This window comes from Arcicella sp. GW458-12-2-14-TSB2, from assembly GCF_059423785.1.
In genome coordinates this window covers 77312-98144 of sequence record NZ_JBWKYN010000001.1, presented here as the reverse complement: position 1 = coordinate 98144, position 20833 = coordinate 77312, and the positions used below count along the sequence as shown (strand labels likewise).

The window sequence follows — 20833 nt, the reverse complement described above, 5'->3', positions numbered from 1 at the left end:
TCAATCATAAAAAAGCGGTCGGAAAACTAATTTCGACCGCTTTTTTATGATTTTAAAATTCCGGATGACTCATGTTTTATGATTGATAGTTCCGTTAGGAACAGAATATCGGTAGAAATATCATATTAATATCCCAACCCAGCCCCATCGGGGCGAAATATTTCACCCCGATGGGGCTAGGAGAAAAATGTTGTTTAAGCACTACCGATATATCGCCTCTATGAGGCTTATTAAACCTCTCTATTTTAATTGAAAATCAAAATGACTCATATTTTTTTTGTTTAGATATTTCTATTAAAGTGATTGTGTATAGTATTTTACCAACTATAGTTATCTCTTTCTGAGAAGAGTTAAATTTTTACCTTAAATTGTGATAAAATTAAGGTCTGGTGTCAAAGGTCTTATCGTTTATCATGAAAGAGAAATTAAAGAATCAAAAACTTTTGGTTTTAGGAGTTGTGTTTACAATTCTCTTTAATTTCCCTATTCTTTCGATTGTCAATCACGACACAAAGATTAATGGTATTCCTACACTCTACTTCTATTTCTTTTCCATTTGGGTATTATTCATCATCATCATTTATTGGAGCGTCCGCAACAAAGAGCAAGAAATTAATAAAGATGAATAGTGCTATTTTGATATTAACTTCTCTGCTCTATCTGGTTTTCCTTTTCGGAGTAGCTTATTGGGCTGAACAGCGTTCTGCTAAAGGCAAAAGTATTGTTAACAATCCCTATATTTATGCCTTATCTCTAGCAGTTTATTGTACGGCATGGACATTCTATGGCTCAGTAGGTAGGGCCGTAACCAATGGCATTGAGTTTGTAACTGTGTTTATCGGGCCGTCTTTAATGATGCCCCTTTGGTGGATAGTCCTTCGTAAAATTATCAGAATTTGTAAGGTTCAACGGATTACTTCTATCGCCGATTTCATTTCTTCTCGTTATGGCAAAAATGCCACCTTGGGAGTCATCGTAACCATTATCTGTATTTTAGGTATTTTGCCCTACATTGCTATTCAGCTAAAAGCCATCTCAAATAGCTTCCTGATTGTTGCCGAAGCCTCAGGCGAAATTAGTAATCAAGGCTTTTTTACGGGTGATTTAGCCTTTTATATTACTATCGTACTATCCGTTTTTACCATTATTTTTGGTACTCGTACCATCGACTCTACCGAGCGTCACGAAGGCATGGTAACTGCTATTGCTGTAGAGTCTATCATCAAGCTAGTTGCTTTTTTGGTGGTGGGGATATTTGTTAGCTATGTTATTTTTGATGGTTTAGGAGATATTTTTCAAAAAGCATCAAAAGTGCCTGCCTTACACAAGGTTTTTGTCATAGATGCTCAACAGGATACTTCTGGTTGGTTTTGGCATTTATTGTTATCCATGATGGCCATCATGTTTTTACCACGCCAGTTTCAAGTAGCCGTCGTAGAAAACGTGGATGAAAAACACCTTAATAAAGCTCTTTGGCTTTTTCCTTTGTATTTATTGTTAATCAATATTTTTGTGATACCCATAGCCATGGGTGGGGCATTGCTATTTCCCAATCATCTAGTGAATTCTGATGGCTACGTGTTAGCGATTCCGCTGAAATTCAACCAAGATTTTATTACCCTCCTTACCTACATAGGTGGGTTTTCGGCAGCCACCAGTATGATTATTGTGGAAACCATCGCCCTGAGCGTGATGATTTCCAACAATATCGTCATGCCAGTGATACTCAAGAAAACGACTTTGCAAGATAGGTTTGCAGGGAATTTAAGTGCTTTAGTAAAATACATCCGTCGTGCCTCTATTATCTTGATATTGTTGCTTGCGTATTTATATTATAAAACTATTGCCGAACATTACTCGTTGGTTTCCAACGGAATGGTGTCTTTTGCGGCGGTATCCCAATTTGGTCCTGCCATTATTGGTGGAATTTTTTGGAAAAATGCTACTAAAAAAGGAGCTTTAATAGGGCTATTAGTAGGTACATTTTTTTGGTTTTATACCTTAGTCGTTCCGTCGATGGTGAGGGCGGGTTTCTTGCCAGAATCAATAGTCGAAACGGGATTGATGGGCTTTTCGGCCTTGAAACCGTATTCATTGTTTGGTTTAGAAGGCATGGATAGCATCTCGCATGGTTTGTTTTGGAGTTTACTCTTGAATATTTTCTGTTATATTTATTTCTCCATCAATAGTCATGTCAGCTCGATAGAGCATAATCAGGCCTTAATTTTTGTAGATATTTTTGAATATTCAGAACAAGTAGAAAACCCAACGATTTGGCGAGGGACGGCTCATTTATCAGACATTCAATCGTTATTAAGTAACTTTCTGGGTGAAAAAAGAGCAGAGAAAATATTAAATCTCTATGCCCAAAAACATAAGATAAGGTTGATTAATGCGAAGGTTGACCCACAAATTGTGACTTATGTTGAAAAACTGTTAGCAGGTATTGTAGGAACAGCTTCGGCCAGAATGATGATTTCGTCGGTATCAAAAGAAGAAAGTATCTCGACTGAAGAAGTAATTAGAATCCTGAAATCCTCACAAAGTTTATTGTCTGCCAATAAAGAACTAAAAAGAAAATCTGTCGCGTTAGAAAGAGCCACCACCGAACTAAAAGAGGCCAACGAGATACTGCAAAAGACGGATAAGCTCAAAGACGATTTTCTGTCTACCGTTGCCCATGAAATCAGAACACCACTTACTTCCATCAGGGCATTATCAGAAATTGTTTATGATAACCCTGATATGGACTTGGAGGAACGGGAACATTTTTTAAGCACCGTTGTAAAGGAATCCGACAGACTCAGCAGGTTAATCAACCAAGTGCTGGATTTAGAAAAATACGAATCGGGCAAACAAAAGCTGATTTTAGAAGATGTTGATATTCAAGAGATTGTAAAAGATTCTATCGATGCCCTATATCAACAAGCTAAGGAAAAGGAAATAAAGGTAGCTTTTATTCCCGACCGTTTTGCACCGAGGTTCAAGGCTGATAGAGACAAGCTGATTCAGGTAGTGGTCAATCTATTATCGAATGCTATTAAATATTGCGAACCCCACACAGGAGAAATTATATTAGCAACCCATTATGCAGACAACAATATTTATATCAGTGTGCAAGATAATGGCGCTGGAATAGATAAGCATTCCCAGCGGTTGATTTTTGATAAATTTTTTCAAGCAGAAGATCAAACCATTAAAAAACCAATCGGGAGTGGCTTAGGGTTGGCTATTTCCAAAAAGATTGTAGAGTTACATAACGGAGAAATTTGGGTAGAAAGTGAAGTCGGAAAGGGTGCGAAATTCACTTTTATGATTTCGGTTGTTTAGCTTACCCATCAATAATAATCACATATACTATTGAAATAAAGATATGAAAAAGATAATAAAAGTATTAATCGTTGATGATGAACCTAGCATTTTGATGTCTTTAGAATTTTTAATGAAGAAAGAAGGCTACAGTGTTTTTATCGCACGTGATGGCTCTGAAGCCTTAGAAATTATTGAAAAAGAAGTGCCTTCTATTATTCTATTAGATATTATGATGCCCCGTGTGGATGGCTATGAAGTATGTAGAATTATCAAAGAAAGCATTCGGTTTCAGCATATCAAAATTGTGTTTTTAAGTGCCAAAAACAAAGAAGCAGATATTGAAAAAGGGTATTTGACAGGCGCGGATTTGTATGTATCAAAGCCGTTTTCAACAAGAACATTAGTGGCAAAAATCAATACTTTGGCATTAGGGATTGTTTCAAATTAGAAGGCAGGAGTGTGCATAGGCTTACAAGATTTTGTATTTTACCTTATAGATATGCCATTGACAGCTTTTTAAGCAAAATAAGATACTTTTATGGTAAAAGTTCAAAATATCAATCAAAAAACTATACTTTGTTTAGTAAGAATAGCTATATTATTTTAGCGTAAAACCTAAAAAAGTGTATTTGAATAAAAAAAATGTCTTGTACTTTTACGGTACAAAATATTAAATTCTGAAGCGAGTCAATATCATACAATTTATATATCCAAATTAATGATGAATTTACAAATTAGCTCTTTTGAAGATTACGAATCAGCATATAATCAGTCAGTAACAGACCCTGAAGGTTTTTGGGCAGAGGTAGCTCAAAATTTTCAATGGCGTAAGCCTTGGAAAAAAACATTGGAATGGGATTTTACAACAGCTACTACAAAATGGTTTGCTGGTGGTAAAATGAATATTACTGAGAATGCACTTGATCGTCATTTGGCAACCCGTGGAGACCAAGCGGCCATCATTTGGGAATCTAATGACCCTAATGAGGAATCAGTGACGCTTACTTACAAAATGCTTCATCAAAGAGTTTGTCAGTTTGCCAATGTATTGAAGAAACACGGGGCTAAAAAAGGAGATAGAATTTGTATATACATGCCAATGATTCCAGAATTGGCTATTGCAGTATTAGCTTGCGCTAGAATTGGAGCAATCCATTCGGTAGTTTTTGGAGGTTTTTCGGCACAGTCAATCGCCGACCGTATCAACGATGCACAATGTAATATTGTCATTACTTCAGACGGTTCGTTCAGAGGAAATAAAGAGATTGGGTTGAAGTCAACAGTAGATGATGCTTTAATTCAATGTCCATCAGTACAAAAAGTAATCGTTTCTACTCGTACCCGCACACCCGTTTCAATGTTGAAGGGACGTGACGTATGGTGGGAAAATGAAGTAAAAACGGTATCGTCTGATTGTCCAGCAGAAGAAATGGATGCAGAGGATATGTTGTTTATCCTTTATACTTCAGGCTCAACAGGCAAGCCTAAGGGCGTAGTACATACTTGTGGAGGTTATATGGTATATGCTACCTATACGTTTGCCAATGTTTTTCAATATCAGCAAGGGCAGGTTCATTTTTGTACGGCAGATATTGGTTGGATTACGGGACATTCGTACATCGTTTATGGGCCATTGTGTCATGGTGCAACCTCTTTGATGTTTGAAGGTGTACCCACTTATCCAGATGCGGGTCGTTTTTGGGATGTGATTGATAAGCACAAAGTTAATATTTTATATACAGCACCAACAGCCATTCGTTCATTGATGGGCTTTGGGTTAGACTATGTCAACGGAAAAGATTTAAGTTCGTTGAAAGTATTAGGTTCAGTAGGAGAGCCAATCAACGAAGAAGCTTGGAACTGGTACAACGAAAATATCGGTAAAGGCAAATGCCCGATAGTAGATACTTGGTGGCAAACCGAAACAGGCGGTATTTTGATTTCACCTATTGCGGGCGTTACCAAAACAAAACCAGCTTATGCCACTTTACCTTTGCCGGGGGTACAACCAATTTTGGTAGATGAAAAAGGAGAGGAGATAACAGGCAACGGCGTTTCTGGTAATTTATGTATCAAGTTCCCGTGGCCAGGGATTATCCGTACTACCTATGGCGATCATGATCGTTGTATCCAAACGTATTTTTCTACTTATAAAAATCTTTATTTTACTGGCGATGGCTGTATGCGTGATGAAGACGGATATTACAGAATTACAGGACGTGTAGATGATGTAATCAATGTATCGGGTCATAGAATTGGTACGGCAGAGGTAGAAAATGCGATTAATATGCACTTGGGTGTGGTAGAGTCTGCGGTAGTAGGGTATCCACACGATATTAAAGGACAAGGTATTTACGCGTATGTCATTTGCGAAAAAGTGCAAGGTGATGATTCTGACTTAACCCGTAGAGATATTTTAGCGACTGTAACCCGTTTAATTGGGCCTATCGCCAAGCCAGATAAAATCCAGTTTGTAAGTGGCTTGCCAAAAACACGCTCTGGAAAAATCATGAGAAGGATTCTAAGAAAAGTAGCCGAAGGAGAAACCAATAATTTAGGTGATACTTCTACTTTGTTAGACCCAGCAGTAGTGGAAGAAATAAAAGCGGGAGCTTTGTAGTAGAATAGATTAAAAAGAAATTTTGGAGAGGTTTCGTTATCAACGAAACCTCTTTTTTTAATAAATATACTTTGTAGATTTTTTGTTAAAGTTTGTTAAACTAGCCAAATTTTGAAAATTTAATGTGAAAACTTCATAAAAGATAGGTGATAGGTAGGCAGGGTAGGAGAATTATTGCCTGAAAATTTGAAAAGTGCTGATAATCAGCTAATTTACAAACGGAATAGGAGTAGTGGTTGAAGTGAAAATAGTTGAGAAATTAAGATATTACCCTGATTTTATAGATTTAGCCTTGATACTTGTTAAGGATTGTCATGGTCTATACATCCGAATTTTGGATAAAAAAGTGTAAATTGCAGCCTTGATTTAACAAATGGTATTTAAAGAAATAGTATTTGGTGAATTTTTTTTGCAATTTTTTAAGGTTTAAGTTAACGGTAGCGTATCTGAATATTAAATGATTGTTTCACGAAACCCTTATTGTAAAACGATTTGATATAATCTTTTTCAATATCAATTGTACTACATCGCTAGGCTTTTGCGGTAGGTTTCTAAATATGTTATTATGATTTTAAAAACAGTTTTCCTGCTTTTTACAGCCACAATTACTAGTTTATCAACTCCTTCCAAACCTAAGAAGACTTTACATGGAAAGATTTCGTATTATGCTAGTAAGTTCGAAGGGCGAAAAACTTCAAGCGGTCAACGCTACAAAGCCACTCGCAGAACCGCTGCTCATAAATACCTTCCATTTGGTACTTTATTAGAAGTAACCAATCCTTCAAATGGTTTGGTGACGGTAGTGAAAGTAAACGACAGAGGGCCACATAGTAGAGGAAGAGTTTTGGATGTTTCTTATGCAGCAGCTAAAGATTTAGGGTTGATAGGTATAGGAACAGCCTCAGTTAAGATTAAAGTACTTTCTTTTGGCGATGGTGTTGTGAGTTTGAATGAAGAGGAAGATGAAACACCAATGGGTGTAGATAGTACTCAACAAACATCAATGGTTGATGTGTTATTAAGCAGAAAACCAATGTATATGATGGTTGTAAGAGATTCAGAAGGAAGGTTTAGGTTGGATTCAACTGCTACCAGACCAATGAGTTTACCAGTAAAAGAATAAAAAAATGCTTCGCCGAACAGCGAAGCATTTTTTTTGATTAAAACTAATCACTTAAATTATTTTCCTCCGAATCCGAAAGTCAAACCTGCATTTACCATGAAGAATTTAGAAGAAGTACTAAAGTCTGCATTAGTAGGTGAGCCATTATCATTTCCGTTTTTGTTATCGAAGATAAAGTTATAAGTACCTTCTGCAAAAATACCTAGATTCCCGATTGGAATAGCGATACCAAATTTTGGAGCTGCTCCGAATTTTGAAGAACTACTTTCAGAACTTACACCTAATACATTTCCTTTTACTTTTGACGTAAAAACCCCTGCTTCAGCACCAATATATGGACGAACAATACCTTTTGTTAAATAGTATTCAAGCATCCCAGTAACAGGAATTATGGTATTAGTGAACTCGTAACCAGTGCCTTTAAATTCTTCTTGGATAGATTTTACACCCACACCAACCGCAAATTGTTCAGTTACAAATACTTTTGCTTGTAAACCACCACCATAAAGACCCTTAGCATCTTTAGCATCAGGTGCGAAATATGAACCATGAATACCTAATGAGAATTGAGCAGCAGCTTTCTGAGTTGTAGCAACTAAAGCAGTAGCTAAGATGGCGAATGTTAAAAATAGCTTTTTCATGTTTTAATAATTTTAATGAAGAGATAGAAATATTATTCTTCTGTTTGATGTAGAGATATAGAAAAAACCTATTCCATCTTGATAATTCCTTTAATGTGTGGCATTTTTTACACGATTGCATAAGTATACGTCTATTAAGGAATAGATGGGCAAAAAAGAAATGGGGAAAATCATGTTGATTTTCCCCATTTCTATAGTAAAAATACTCATTTACTTACTTTGTTCCGATATATCTTTCAAAGAATTCATAAATTCTAAGCATTCTATCAATTTTCTGACGAACATTTCCCGACCTCGAAAGCTCGTGTGTACCTCCTGGCATTCGTACATATTCCACTTCTTTACCCATAATCTTTAATGATTTATACATCATTTCAGATTGTATGACGCCAGTTCTTAAATCATTTTCACCATGCTTGATTAAAAACGGCGTTTTGATTTTATCAATATACGTATACGGAGATTCCCTTGCTAAGATAGGTTTGATGTTTTCTTCCCAAGGATAACCCCCGAAATAATTAGGCGTTAGTCGCCAAGCGTTACCTTCACCCATAAAGGTAGAGAGTTCATAAACACCTCTTTGTGCAAAGGCCGCCTTGAAACGGTGGTCGTGCGAAATAATCCATGCAGTTAAATAGCCAGCATACGAACCTCCTGTGATTACCTGTTTAGAAGTATCAGCCCAACTTTCTTTAGCAGCATCGCTTGCGGCAGCTAATACATCTTCCGTAGGCCCTTTACCCCAATCTTGATAATTTGAAAACTGGAAATCTTTCCCATAGCCCCCCGAACCTCTTGGATTCGCATAGACAAGTCCATAACCTTGTGCACAGAAATATTGGAATTCATGCCACATCGACGCTTCTCCCGGTCCCCACATCGCCGTTGGGCCACCATGCATATTTAACAATAAAGGATATTTTTTACCAGCTTCATAGTTACTAGGCTTCATAATCCAGTATTCTACCGACTGTCCTTTAGAGTTTTTATATACACGTTTCTCAGGAAAACTCAAGGCTTTATTTTGTAGCCATTCATCATTATGCGCACTCAATTTGATGGCATTTTTCATCAGAATGTCAGCCGTGTATATCTCAGAAGGGTTTTTTACTTCTGTTTTTGCAAAAACAATGCGCTCCTTAGAAATGTCAAAACTGCTAACGCCTGAATCAAAATCGCTTAATCTTTCTATCTTTTTGCTTTGCACATCTAACCTGTAGATAGGAGTACCGCCGTTTGAGCTTGCTGTGAAATACACATACTTACTGTCGTCAGTCCATTCAAAATTATTGGCAGCCCTATCAAATACCACATTTGTTTTATTCGTACCATCGGCATTGGCTAAAATAATTTGATTAAACCCTAACCAATCTGTTTTAGACATCGTAGCAATCAACAATTTTCCATCAGGCGAAGGTGTAGCACCACTATACGAAATACCTTTTTCAGCAATAAGCTGTTTTAGACCCGAACCATCAGCATTTAATAAAACGATAGCTGAATTAAGCTCACGGTCGGGGTGTTGTAAACTATCTCTACCGCTCGAAGCATATACTTTTTTACTATCAGCCGACCACGTTCCACCACTATACGACCAGAAGCCTTTTGTAATCTGAACAGGTTTTGCTCCTTCTTTCGCATCAATGACAAACAATAAGCTAAAACGAATTTCAGGTTCAGTGGTAGATTCTCCTTGAAAATTCAGACGGTTAATCACCTTAGCTTTCTTGTCTTCCACATCTTTTTCAAGATAAGCCCTGATTTCTTCGATGCTTCCGTTTGGATTAGCTTTAATCTTTTTATCACCTTTCAAGAAATCGTTGTTTTTAAAACCCGCTTTTTCAATTGACCATGAAGGCAGTTTTTTAGTGGGGTTCAACAAGGAATCTTTCAGAATATCAGAGAAAGTAACACTTATTGAAAAGAGAATCTTAGAGCCGTCTGGCGACCATTGGGGATTATTAGCTCCGTATTTGAAGTCTGTTAATTGATAAGCCTCTCCGCCATCCAAGGGCATAATAAATATTTGTGATTTTCCTTTAACGTTTCGAGCAAAGGCAATCTGTTTACTATCTGCCGACCATGTAGCACCGCCGACGCTTTCAGTACCACGTGTTAACTGTTTAACCGTTTGAAAATCAGTAAGCCATAAATGCGAGCGATAATCAAAGTCTAGTTTATCAGTCTCGCTACCTTCGTTGGTTCTTAATACATAAATAGCTCTTTTGCCATCGGGCGAGATAGACACATTGCCTGCTTGTTTGATTTTGGTCATGTCGGTAACCAAAATTTTCTCCTTACCTTTCTGTGCAAAGGATAGATGAGATAATACTAAAACTAAAAATAGAAGCGTTTTTTTCATGATTGATGAAGGATTTTAGATTTTAACAAATCTAATAAAAAAAGGCTGTATTCCCTCAAACTAGTAGTAACTCATGGCATGACTTCCAATTTATTGGCAATTATGATAAAACTATCAAAGTCATGCCATGAGTAATTTTTGGTGTCCTTATCTGACTATATGAGTGAGGTTCGCATCCTTATGACTAGCGAGGGACTTAAGTCCCTCGCTAGTCATAAGGATGATTGTCAGTCACTTATGTGCTTGAAGTGGTATGGTACAGACAATAAAAAAAAACAAAAAAAGGTGTCTTACTTATCGCAAAACACCTCTTTCAATATATCTATCAAGAAAAAACTATTTTCTATCAGCAAGATCAACATAAGCACGTTCAGTAGCTCCTACATATACTTGGCGTGGGCGACCGATAGGCTCTTTGTTAGCTTTCATTTCTTTCCACTGTGCAATCCAACCCGGAAGACGACCAATCGCAAACATTACTGTAAACATATCAGTTGGAATTCCTAAAGCACGGTAGATGATACCTGAGTAAAAATCTACGTTTGGATATAGCTTACGTGCTACGAAGTATTCGTCACTCAAAGCTGCTGCTTCTAATTCTGAAGCAATTTTCAATACTGGATCATTGATACCTAAAGCTGCTAACACATCATCTGCTGCTTTTTTGATGATTCTAGCACGAGGGTCAAAGTTTTTATAAACACGGTGACCAAAGCCCATCAAACGGAAACCAGAGTTTTTATCTTTCGCCATCGCAATGTACTTAGAAGTATCACCACCATCTGCTTTGATAGCTTCTAGCATTTCAATTACTTCTTGGTTTGCTCCACCATGTAATGGACCAGAAAGTGCATTGATACCTGCCGAAATTGAAGCATATAAACTAGCATGAGAAGAACCTACTAAACGAACTGTAGAAGTAGAACAGTTTTGTTCGTGGTCAGCATGAAGAATCAATAATTTATTTAAAGCTGCCGACACCACAGGATTAACATGGTAAGGAGCAACTGGTAAAGCAAACATCATGTTCAAGAAATTTGAACAATAATCCAACGAGTTGTTTGGATAATTTACTGGGTGACCTTGAGACTTTTTGTAAGACCAAGTAGCCATTGAAGGCATTTTAGCCATTAAACGAATAATGTTTAATTCATCAGCCCCCGCTTTGTCGCCTGTGTAGAAAGCAGACATTGCACAAACCATTGCAGAAAGTACGCCCATAGGGTGTGCATTTACAGGGAAACCTTCAAAAATTTTACGCATATCCTCGTTAACGATGGTGTGCATTTTGATTTCGTTTTCGAAGGCGGCATATTGCTCTGTAGTGGGTAGTTCACCGTAGATTAACAAATAAGCAACTTCCAAGAAAGTAGCTTTTTCTGCTAATTCTTCGATAGAATAACCTCTATAACGAAGAATCCCTAGTTCACCGTCCAAAAACGTAATAGCACTTTTTGTTGCTCCAGTGTTTTTGTAACCAGAATCAATGGTGATATGACCTGTTTCATCACGGAGTTTGGCAATATCAATTGCTTTTTCATCTTCACTTCCTGTTATTACAGGAAATTGATACTTTTTGTCACCTAACGAGAGTTCTGCAAATTCTGACATAACCTATAATTTATTGGGCTTTATCTTGAAAAAATATGTTTTTATTTTGTTGATACGAAATTAAATGAAAAATCCTCTTTCTAATGGATAAGTCGGTTTTTCTTTGCAAAATTTAGATAGTTGTTGAAAAAATTCTATTTTTCAATAAGAACCTTATATTCTGCAATAATCTCGTCGCAAGTTAATCACGAAAATTTAAACCTTTGTTACCTTTGTAAATAAAATACCTTAATAATTAAACAGACAATTTAAAACACGCTAAATGCTAACTAATTATAAAAATACATCGACAGAAAGATTTTTGAGATACGTACAAATTGATACGCAGTCTGACCCCAATTCTTCTTCTCAACCCTCTACCTTAAAACAAAAGGATTTAAGCAAAGTTTTAGTTCAGGAGTTGATTGAAATGGGTGTGAAAGATGCCCATTTAGATGAATTTGGCTATGTTTATGCTACTATTCCTAGCAATTCAGCCAAAAATGTTCCTGTCATTTGCTTTTGTTCACATGTGGATACTTCCCCCGACTGTTCGGGTGCAGGCGTAAAACCTATTATTCATCCTAACTATCAAGGACATGATATTGTTTTACCAGATGATCATTCACAAATCCTTAAATTGGCAGAACATCCAGATTTGGCTTATCAATATGGTAACGATATTATAACGGCAAGTGGGACAACTTTATTGGGTGCAGACAATAAAGCTGGTGTAGCTGAGATAATGGATGCGGCTTATCACTTAGTCAATAATCCTGATATAGCACATGGTACTATCAAGATTTTATTTACGCCAGACGAAGAAATTGGGAGAGGGACAGCCGCAGTAGATTTACAAAAAATAGGGGCAGATTTTGGATATACGATTGATGGCGAAACGTTGGGTTCATTAGAAGATGAAACCTTCTCGGCTGATGGCGTAAAAATCACGATTCAAGGTGTAAGTCAACACCCTGGTTTTGCCAAAGGCAGAATGGAAAGTGCGTTGAAAATTGCAGCAGATATTGTGGCTAATCTTCCAAAAGATAGTTTATCGCCAGAGACAACAGAAGGCATGGAAGGCTTTATCCACCCTGTTGGTATTTCGGGCATGGTAGAAACAGCTACGATTGAATTTATCATCCGCGATTTTTCCGAAGAAAAATTACATGCCCACGAAGCTAAATTGAAAGAAATAATGGAGGGCGTTTTGGCTAATTATCCACATTCAAAAGCTATCTTTGAAGTATTTGAACAATACCGCAATATGAAGGAAGTATTGGACAAAACACCACAAGTAACAGCCTATGCCTTAGAAGCTATTCAAAGAAGTGGCATCGAAGCTAAACAGATGAGTATCAGAGGAGGTACAGACGGGTCAAGGCTTTCGTTTATGGGATTGCCCTGCCCGAATATTTTTGCAGGCGAACATGCATTTCATGGAAAACACGAATGGGTTTCTGTACAGGATATGGAAAAAGCTACGGAAACTATTATAAATTTGTGTAAAATTTGGGAAGAAAAAACTCAATAACAATTACCGATAAATCAGATGATAAAGATTAAAAACGAAGCTGAATACGAAAAGGCCTCGGAACGAGCAGACAAACTTTACAATGCCAAAAAAGGCTCGTCGGAATACAACGAATTACAAGCATTATTAAAGGCCCTAAAAGCCTATGAAGATGATTTTGTAAAGATGTTGAAAGATGAGTATTGAAAGGATGTAAAGAAATAACGGCTGTTTTCTGGGAGGGAAACAGCCGTTATTGTGTTTAGAGATTCTTTATAAATAATTTGACTTGGTTGTGGAAAAGCTTGAAGCTTTTTGATTGTTTGGCTAGTTCTTCAAAGTCTGCTTTTTCGGTAATCTTCTTGACAACTGTTTCGATTTTGTTTGAATCAGGATTGGATATACCATACAACTCTTTCTTTACAGTATCTTTGTCGTTTGACTCTAAAGAATTATTTGGCACTTTTGCCGAAGCTTTATCAACTTGATATTTTTGATATAAAATCCAATAATCTATAGCTTGAATGGGTACAAATAATATGATTTTGTTCTTGAAAGATGTATATAATTTCCCAAGTTTTAGCTCCATTTCTTTAGCTTTTGTTTGATAAATCGGTAAATCTTCATCGAAATCAGGCTTGTCTAAATCAACTCCTGCAATAAACAATTCAATATCTTTTCTATCAATAAATGAATTTTGACAGAGTTTGTTAAGATTGGCTAATACTTTTGAAGAACTTGATTTACCTCCACTTGGTCTCATTAATCTACTTGAAACCGGTTGACGATTTGAGTTTTTTTGTTCAAAAACTCTTTTCAAATATATTTCTATAAAAGCATACTCGGCGTATCCTTCGCCAAGTAAGGTGTAGGTTAGTTTTTCTTTCATGCTGGTACACCTCCCATTAAGCCCATAAACCAATTATCGCCAATATTGTCTGTATAATCAATTGGTTCAATACCAAATTCTTTTGCTTTAACAATACTAGGTTCAATAATATCTTTTTGAAGATTTTTGACAAAAGTTGCTCCTTCTTCATCTTTATCAAAAATAAAAACTGATTCTGGCATTGTGCTAAATTCTTCCAAAACATGTTCATTATGACTTGTCATAATTACTTGAATATCTTTATCTTCCACTAATTGAAAAATAAATTTCATGATTTCATGGATACGACGTGGATGAATCCCTTTTTCAGGTTCTTCTAATAATAATAATTTTGGAGGATTAGGTTGGTGGATAATACAGAGAAGAGCTAGAAAGTATAAAACGCCTTCGGAGACTTCGTCTGCCCAGTAATCATTATCCTCTTTATCAAAAAGCTTTAATCTTAATTTATTTCCTTCTGCTGGTGTACCAATTGAAACTAAATCCTCTATACATTTGGCTAAATTATCCTCAAGGGTTTTGAATAACTTTTTATGATTCTGACCTAAATTAAATAAGAAAGGAACTAAGTTTGAGCAGTTAGGTAATAATTTATCCGCCGAGTTTAAATCCGCAAGTTTTGTAAACGTATTTGGGTCTGGTTTATAAATGTTGGATTCCTCAACATAAGAAGATATTGAATCATGCCCATTTTTAACAAGAACTATTGTGTCTTCTAAATTTTTGTTAGAAAGATTTATATTAATTTCTTCTGATACGAATAAACCGAATTTATCACTTGTACCTTCAAGTTTTATTAATCTTTTTTTGTTATAATTTTCTATGTAGAAAGAAATGCTTAAAATATTTTCCAAATTCCTCTTAAAAAGTAAAGTACTGTCATATATACTTTTATCTTCTTTTGTAAAAAACTCCAACCCTTTCAAAAAATTACTCTTCCCTGAATTGTTTGGACCAATCAGGAGATTTACTTTTTGGAGTTCGAGCGTCACATCTTTAAGGCTCTTGAAGTTCTGTATTCTTACTTTTCGTAACATCTTCTTTTCATTTATTTACACAATATTAACCATCTTTTCAATCTTCGTGAAACAGAACCAATAGATTTTGGTATTTTTGAGGAAATCTTGTCTTTCAAGACATATACTCTTCGTTACAATCAGATGAAAAAACTATTTCTTCTCGACGCAATGGCCTTGATTTATCGTGCGCACTTTGCTTTCCAGAAAACTCCTCGTATTACTTCTAAAGGACTGAATACCAGTGCGGTGTTTGGGTTTACTAATACTTTGTTGGAAGTACTCACGAAGGAAAAACCTACGCACCTTGGTGTGGCTTTTGATACGGCTGCTCCGACTTTCAGACACATTCAGTTTGAAGCTTACAAAGCTCAGCGTCAGGCTCAACCAGAAGATATTACCATTGCCATTCCCTATATCAAACGTCTTTGTGCGGCCATGAATATCCCCATGTTAATCATGGAGGGCTACGAAGCCGATGATATTATCGGAACGATTGCCAAAAGGGCAGCTCGCGAACATGAAGATATGGAGATTTACATGATGACACCCGATAAAGATTACGGTCAGCTCGTGGAAGAACGTATTTTTATGTATAAGCCTGCTTTTATGGGTAAACCAGCGGAGGTATTGGGTGTAAAAGAGATTCTAGACCGTTGGGGTATTCTGAATGTTTCGCAAGTAATTGATACCTTGGGCTTGATGGGAGATGCATCGGATAATATTCCAGGGATTCCGGGAATCGGAGAGAAGACTGCTCAGAAACTCATTCAGGAGTATGGTACTTTGGAAAACCTTATCGAAAACGTAGATAAACTGAAAGGAAAACAGCAGGAAAACGTTAGAAATTTTGCAGTACAAGGGTTATTATCTAAAGAATTAGCGACTATCCACTGTGAAGTGCCTGTGACTTTTGATGAGGAAGATTTAAAAGTTTGTGAGGTAAACAAAGAACTACTTTCTCCACTTTTAGACGAACTAGAATTTAGAACATTACGCAGAAGATTATTAGGTGAGGAAAGCACTGAGCAAGTTTCAATCAATACGGAACCGAAAAAAGCTATTGCTTCTGGGAAAGCAAAAACGGCGACTGGACAATTTGATTTGTTCGGAAGTATTGTGGAAGAAAAGAAATTAGAGCTTTTTGATATTACCGAAGGTGATGATAATGCATCCCATCAAAAAGCAACAATTAATACTACGGTACATCAATACCATTTGATTGATACACCAGAACTACGTCAATCGTTAATTCATTTTTTGAGTTTACAAGATGAAATATGTTTTGATACCGAGACAACCAGTGTAGATGCCGTAGAAGCCGAATTAGTAGGATTGTCGTTTGCGTATCGAGCAGGTGAGGCATATTATGTACCTACTCCAGCAAACAGGGAAGAGGCACAAGCCATCGTAGATGAATTTAAGCCTATTTTTGCCAATGAGAAAATTGAAAAGATAGCTCAGAATATCAAATATGATTTAATGGTGCTTTCTCAATATGGTGTGGAGGTAAAAGGTAAAACGTATGATACGATGCTGGCACATTATATCATCGAACCTGAAAAACGCCACGGGATGGATATTTTGGCAGAAGATTTTTTACAATATACTCCTGTTTCGATTGAAGAGCTGATTGGTAAAAAAGGTGCTAAACAAGGCAATATGCGTGAGGTAGAGTTTGAGAAAATCAAAGAATACGCTGCTGAAGATGCTGATATTACTTTACAGTTAAAAGGGAAGTTACATCCTATTCTAGCCCAAAACCCGAGTGCAGTAAAGCTATTGGAAGAAGTAGAAATGCCTCTGACCCAAGTGCTTTGTGATATTGAAATGGAGGGAGTGAAGCTAGATATAGATTTCTTGAAAGTGATGTCAAAAACTTTGGAGAAAGATATGCTAGAGGTACAAACCAAAGTGTTTGAATTAGCAGGACAAGAATTTAATATTGGCTCGCCAAAACAATTAGGAGAGATTTTATTTGAAAAACTAAAACTTGACCCTAAAGCCAAAAAGACGAAGACTGGTCAATATATGACGGGTGAAGAGGTATTGTCTAAATTGGAATCTGAACACGAGATTGCTCGTAAGATTCTGGATTTTAGAGAATTACAAAAGCTTAAATCTACCTATGTAGATGCCCTGCCATTGATGATTTCGCCAAGAACTGGTCGTATTCATACGTCATTTAATCAGGCTGTTACCGCTACTGGTCGTTTGTCAAGTACCAATCCTAACTTGCAAAATATTCCTATTCGTACAGCACGAGGCCGTGAAATCAGGAAGGCTTTTATTCCTAAAAATGACGACTTTTTAATTCTTTCAGCCGATTACTCGCAGATAGAATTACGCATCATGGCGGCTGTTGCCAAAGACGAGTCGATGATTGAAGCCTTTAACCAAGGGCGTGATATTCACGCAACAACGGCAGCCAAGGTATTTAATGTAAGCTTGGATGAAGTAACCTCTGATATGCGTAGAAAAGCCAAAACCGTAAACTTTGGTATTATCTATGGCGTTTCGGCTTTTGGTTTGGCACAGCAAATTGCTATTTCTAGAACTGAAGCCAAAGAAATCATTGATAGCTACTGGCGAGAGTTCCCTGCCATTAAACGATACATGGATACTGCTGTAATCGACGCCCGTGATAAAGGGTATGTAGAAACCATTTTGGGAAGAAGACGTTACCTGCGTGACATCAATTCAAACAACATGGTAGAGCGTGGTTTTGCCGAACGTAACGCCGTAAACGCACCGATTCAAGGGTCGGCAGCGGATATGATTAAGTTGGCGATGATTAAAGTAAACAACTTTATCAAAGAAGAAAAATTGCAATCACGCATGATTCTGACAGTGCATGACGAATTAGTATTCGATGTACATAAATCAGAACTGGAATTGATGAAAGAAAAAGTAAATGAATTGATGGTAAATGCGCTTCCTTTCCCTGTAAAAATGGAAACAGGTATGGGCGTTGGCTTGAATTGGTTAGAAGCACATTGATTTGGAGTGTAGCGTTTGGAATGTGTAGTGAGAAATACAGCTTTGACAACTTTTAAAAGTTGTCAAAGCTATAAATTCGCTATATTTGAATATCTTCAACTAAACCATTTCCACAGCTTTGTGAATATACTATTCAACCTTTACCTTAGTGTACGACGTAACGAGTACCTTTCATTTTTTGTGATTTGGATGAGGTACCTCATTGGTTTTGCCTTTGTCCCCTCTGGATTGACTAAATTAATGGGAAATCGTTTTACAACTATCCCAATTTCTAACCCAATCGGATTCTTCTTTGAAGCCATGTACCAAACTGGTATCTACTGGCAATTCTTAGGTTTTACCCAAATAATTGCTGCCTTATTATTGATGACCCAACGGTTTGCTACCCTCGGAAACCTTATCTTCTTAGGTATCATTACCAACATTTTTCTGATAACCTTTTCGATGAATTTTGCGGGGACAGTTTATATCACATTCCTATTATTGATAGCCTCAATCGGATTATTACTTTGGGATTTCCCTAAATGGAAAACGCTTTTCTTCTCAGATAACTTTACCGTAAATATTGAACTTGAAAATTTACCTACTTATAATGCATGGTGGATATACACAGGGGTTATTTTCTTTATTGAATCATTATTGTTCAGCATTCTTAGCTCGGTATTCAAGGATGTTAAAACAGTAATGGCTTTGTTGGTATTGATTGTTGTTACCGCTATCGTATCGCTGGTTTTGTATAAAAAATATGGAAGTGCGGTTAGGAGAGATTAATAAACAAAAATCCATCCACTCTATAAGAACGGATGGATTTTTATTAGGCTCTTTTAGATTGGTCAACTTTTTAAAAGTTGACCAATCTGTATGTGATATTTGACAAATCTCCGCCTATTCAATATATCTATTGAATCTTAAAAGGCAAAAACCAATTGTCTTTATTCATCAATTTACTTCTTATTGCTGCAGCGTTAGGGTTATTAGCTTTTCTTAATTTATCATAGATTTTATCAGCCAAGAAAGTTGGGTCTTCTCTACGAAGGGCTACTCTTAACAAGTCGCTCCAACGGTGTCCTTCAAAAGCTAACTCCAAAGCGCCTTCATTAATGATAGAATTTTCAATAGATAACGTGCTGTCACCAACTACTGCTACATCCTTCAACATCGCTCTACCTCTGATTCCCGTAGCTAAGTGCCATGATGAACGATAACGAACTGGGGCATCACCGTTTCTTGCGTCAAAGTCATAAGGAGGAACATCAAACGTATTCATCAAGTTGGTTTTATCACTAGATGAACCATTATAAATATTGGCAACACCACTATTCATTAAAGCAAAGGCTAATTTTCTACGACCTTCACGATTAGCTGCTTCTGCAAATTTTAAATGTACGTTAGCTGCTCTGTTCAAGAACCAACGACCATTCTTTTCTTGCAGACTTTTACCCACTAAACTAAGTACAGAACCTGTTAAGTTTGGATTAAGATAGTTGTATAAGTACTTATACACAACTGGTCTACCATTGACCATTTTGTACGACATTCTTCCGCGAGCATCAAACGAGAAATTATTAGTTTGTGTTTGCGTATTCCACATATCCTGCGCTTGTTGCGAAGGCTGTAATAAATAACTACCACCTACGTTCGAGAAAAGGTCAATGAACGGGTTTTGAGGTAAAAACTTATTATCAAATGGTAGTAACCAAAGCCATTCAGGGTCACGCGAGATAGATGATGTATTAGAAGTACCATTGTAGTTAGTGTTCGAACGGTCACGTGCAAAAAGTGAACGCCATCCAGTATTGTTGTTATCAAGTAATCTACTTTCGTCGTTGATATTGCTATCATAGCTTACCGCTACTGGACCCATACCACTTGATATTTGTCCACGAGTAATTTTGTATAAATGATACCAAACGTTAATATCTGTTGCTTCAAAACCAAGGCGGTCAGATGTAGTCATGATATATTTATACATTGTTGCTGCCTTATTATATTGGTTGTCCCATAAGTACAAATCGCCTAACAAAACGTGTTTTTCAATAAAGAAAGTAGTAGGAGAGTAGCCATCCACGTTGTTTGAAACAAAAGTATTATCTAACGAATAAGGGTCAAGATACACACTTGGAATCGTTTCCATTGCCGTAATAAGCTGTTTTACCATTTCCTTTAATGGAATAGTAGGCTTACTAGCAATAGCCGAAACGTCTGAAACTTGTTCTATTGTTTCAGTAATGTAGGGTACATTATTGAAATGAATAGCCAATTGTAAATAAAGCCAGCTTCTTAGGGCTATTACGTCGGCATAACGTTGGTTGTATTCAGTTCTTTTTATTTTGTTAGACTCCACCATCATCTTGAAATTCTTCAAGATATCGTTACAGTTAAGAATCACCTCATAATAAGGACGAGGGTCAGCATAAGCATTATTGGCTGAAACGCTGTGATTGTTGATTTCACGGAGTGATAAATCAGCGTTTTCAGTAACATCGAGCAAATCAGCACGAAGTTCGTTCAATACTACATATTGTTTAGCAAGTGTTGAAAACTTACCGTATAAGCCAATAATGGCAGCATCGGCATCATAGATGTCACGATACATTTGTTGGGTAGTTAGGGCTTCCTCAGGGTCAAGGTCAAATACCTTTGAACACGAAGAAGTACCAATCCACACACAAGAAAGTACACCTAGATTGATGATTATTTTTCTAAAAATTGATTTCATCTTATTTCGATAATTTTAACGATTAATAATTTCAGTTTACTGAGGATT

General features: G+C 36.7%; 15 protein-coding genes. 9 read left to right on the top strand and 6 right to left on the bottom strand.

Features of this window, described 5'->3' with window-relative positions:
• Positions 1 to 413 precede the first annotated feature (413 nt).
• From AC07XN_RS00310 to AC07XN_RS00290, 5 genes are all read left to right on the top strand, one after another.
• Entirely contained in the window at positions 414 to 629 is a 216-nt protein-coding gene (locus tag AC07XN_RS00310) for a hypothetical protein (protein ID WP_309914475.1), read from the top strand.
• On the top strand, positions 622 to 3330 hold the full coding sequence (locus tag AC07XN_RS00305; protein WP_494741614.1) for an ATP-binding protein: 2709 nt from the start codon (positions 622 to 624) through the stop codon (positions 3328 to 3330). The genes AC07XN_RS00310 and AC07XN_RS00305 overlap by 8 nt, the downstream gene beginning before the upstream one ends.
• Before the next feature lie 43 nt (positions 3331 to 3373).
• The gene (locus tag AC07XN_RS00300) at positions 3374 to 3760 is read left to right on the top strand and encodes a response regulator (protein WP_309914481.1); all 387 of its coding nucleotides are present in this window, start codon (positions 3374 to 3376) and stop codon (positions 3758 to 3760) included.
• Positions 3761 to 4018: 258 nt separating this feature from the next.
• The gene (gene acs, locus AC07XN_RS00295) at positions 4019 to 5932 is read left to right on the top strand and encodes an acetate--CoA ligase (RefSeq protein WP_309914684.1); all 1914 of its coding nucleotides are present in this window, start codon (positions 4019 to 4021) and stop codon (positions 5930 to 5932) included.
• 565 nt (positions 5933 to 6497) lie between these two features.
• Entirely contained in the window at positions 6498 to 7055 is a 558-nt protein-coding gene (locus tag AC07XN_RS00290) for a septal ring lytic transglycosylase RlpA family protein (protein WP_309914484.1), read from the top strand.
• Positions 7056 to 7111: 56 nt separating this feature from the next.
• Here AC07XN_RS00290 and AC07XN_RS00285 read toward each other — a convergent pair whose 3' ends face one another.
• From AC07XN_RS00285 to AC07XN_RS00275, 3 genes are all read right to left on the bottom strand, one after another.
• Positions 7112 to 7696, bottom strand: coding sequence for an outer membrane beta-barrel protein (locus AC07XN_RS00285; RefSeq protein WP_309914487.1), 585 nt, complete (start codon positions 7694 to 7696; stop codon positions 7112 to 7114).
• 214 nt (positions 7697 to 7910) lie between these two features.
• Positions 7911 to 10058: a S9 family peptidase gene (locus AC07XN_RS00280; RefSeq protein WP_494741613.1), complete on the bottom strand. Its 2148-nt coding sequence runs from the start codon at positions 10056 to 10058 to the stop codon at positions 7911 to 7913.
• Positions 10059 to 10394: 336 nt separating this feature from the next.
• Positions 10395 to 11669 (bottom strand): citrate synthase, encoded by a 1275-nt coding sequence (locus AC07XN_RS00275; protein ID WP_309914496.1) that lies wholly within the window; start codon positions 11667 to 11669, stop codon positions 10395 to 10397.
• Positions 11670 to 11931: 262 nt separating this feature from the next.
• Between AC07XN_RS00275 and pepT the strand changes: the two genes are divergently transcribed.
• Both pepT and AC07XN_RS00265 read left to right on the top strand, forming a co-directional pair.
• Positions 11932 to 13182, top strand: coding sequence for a peptidase T (pepT, locus tag AC07XN_RS00270; RefSeq protein WP_494741612.1), 1251 nt, complete (start codon positions 11932 to 11934; stop codon positions 13180 to 13182).
• An 18-nt stretch (positions 13183 to 13200) separates the two neighbouring features.
• The gene (locus AC07XN_RS00265; RefSeq protein ID WP_309914503.1) at positions 13201 to 13368 is read left to right on the top strand and encodes a hypothetical protein; all 168 of its coding nucleotides are present in this window, start codon (positions 13201 to 13203) and stop codon (positions 13366 to 13368) included.
• Between the two features lie 55 nt (positions 13369 to 13423).
• Here the strand turns inward: AC07XN_RS00265 and AC07XN_RS00260 are convergent, their stop codons facing one another.
• Both AC07XN_RS00260 and AC07XN_RS00255 read right to left on the bottom strand, forming a co-directional pair.
• Positions 13424 to 14050, bottom strand: coding sequence for a hypothetical protein (locus AC07XN_RS00260; protein ID WP_494741611.1), 627 nt, complete (start codon positions 14048 to 14050; stop codon positions 13424 to 13426).
• Positions 14047 to 15087 (bottom strand): AAA family ATPase, encoded by a 1041-nt coding sequence (locus AC07XN_RS00255; protein ID WP_494741610.1) that lies wholly within the window; start codon positions 15085 to 15087, stop codon positions 14047 to 14049. The genes AC07XN_RS00260 and AC07XN_RS00255 overlap by 4 nt, the downstream gene beginning before the upstream one ends.
• Positions 15088 to 15210: 123 nt before the next feature.
• On the opposite strand from AC07XN_RS00255, the gene polA reads away from it, so the two are divergent.
• Both polA and AC07XN_RS00245 read left to right on the top strand, forming a co-directional pair.
• On the top strand, positions 15211 to 18066 hold the full coding sequence (gene polA / locus AC07XN_RS00250) for a DNA polymerase I (RefSeq protein ID WP_494741609.1): 2856 nt from the start codon (positions 15211 to 15213) through the stop codon (positions 18064 to 18066).
• Positions 18067 to 18255: 189 nt separating this feature from the next.
• Complete coding sequence (locus AC07XN_RS00245) at positions 18256 to 18837, top strand: hypothetical protein (RefSeq protein ID WP_494741608.1); 582 nt, start codon at positions 18256 to 18258, stop codon at positions 18835 to 18837.
• A 127-nt stretch (positions 18838 to 18964) separates the two neighbouring features.
• Here AC07XN_RS00245 and AC07XN_RS00240 read toward each other — a convergent pair whose 3' ends face one another.
• Complete coding sequence (locus tag AC07XN_RS00240) at positions 18965 to 20785, bottom strand: RagB/SusD family nutrient uptake outer membrane protein (protein WP_494741607.1); 1821 nt, start codon at positions 20783 to 20785, stop codon at positions 18965 to 18967.
• Positions 20786 to 20833: the final 48 nt, after the last annotated feature.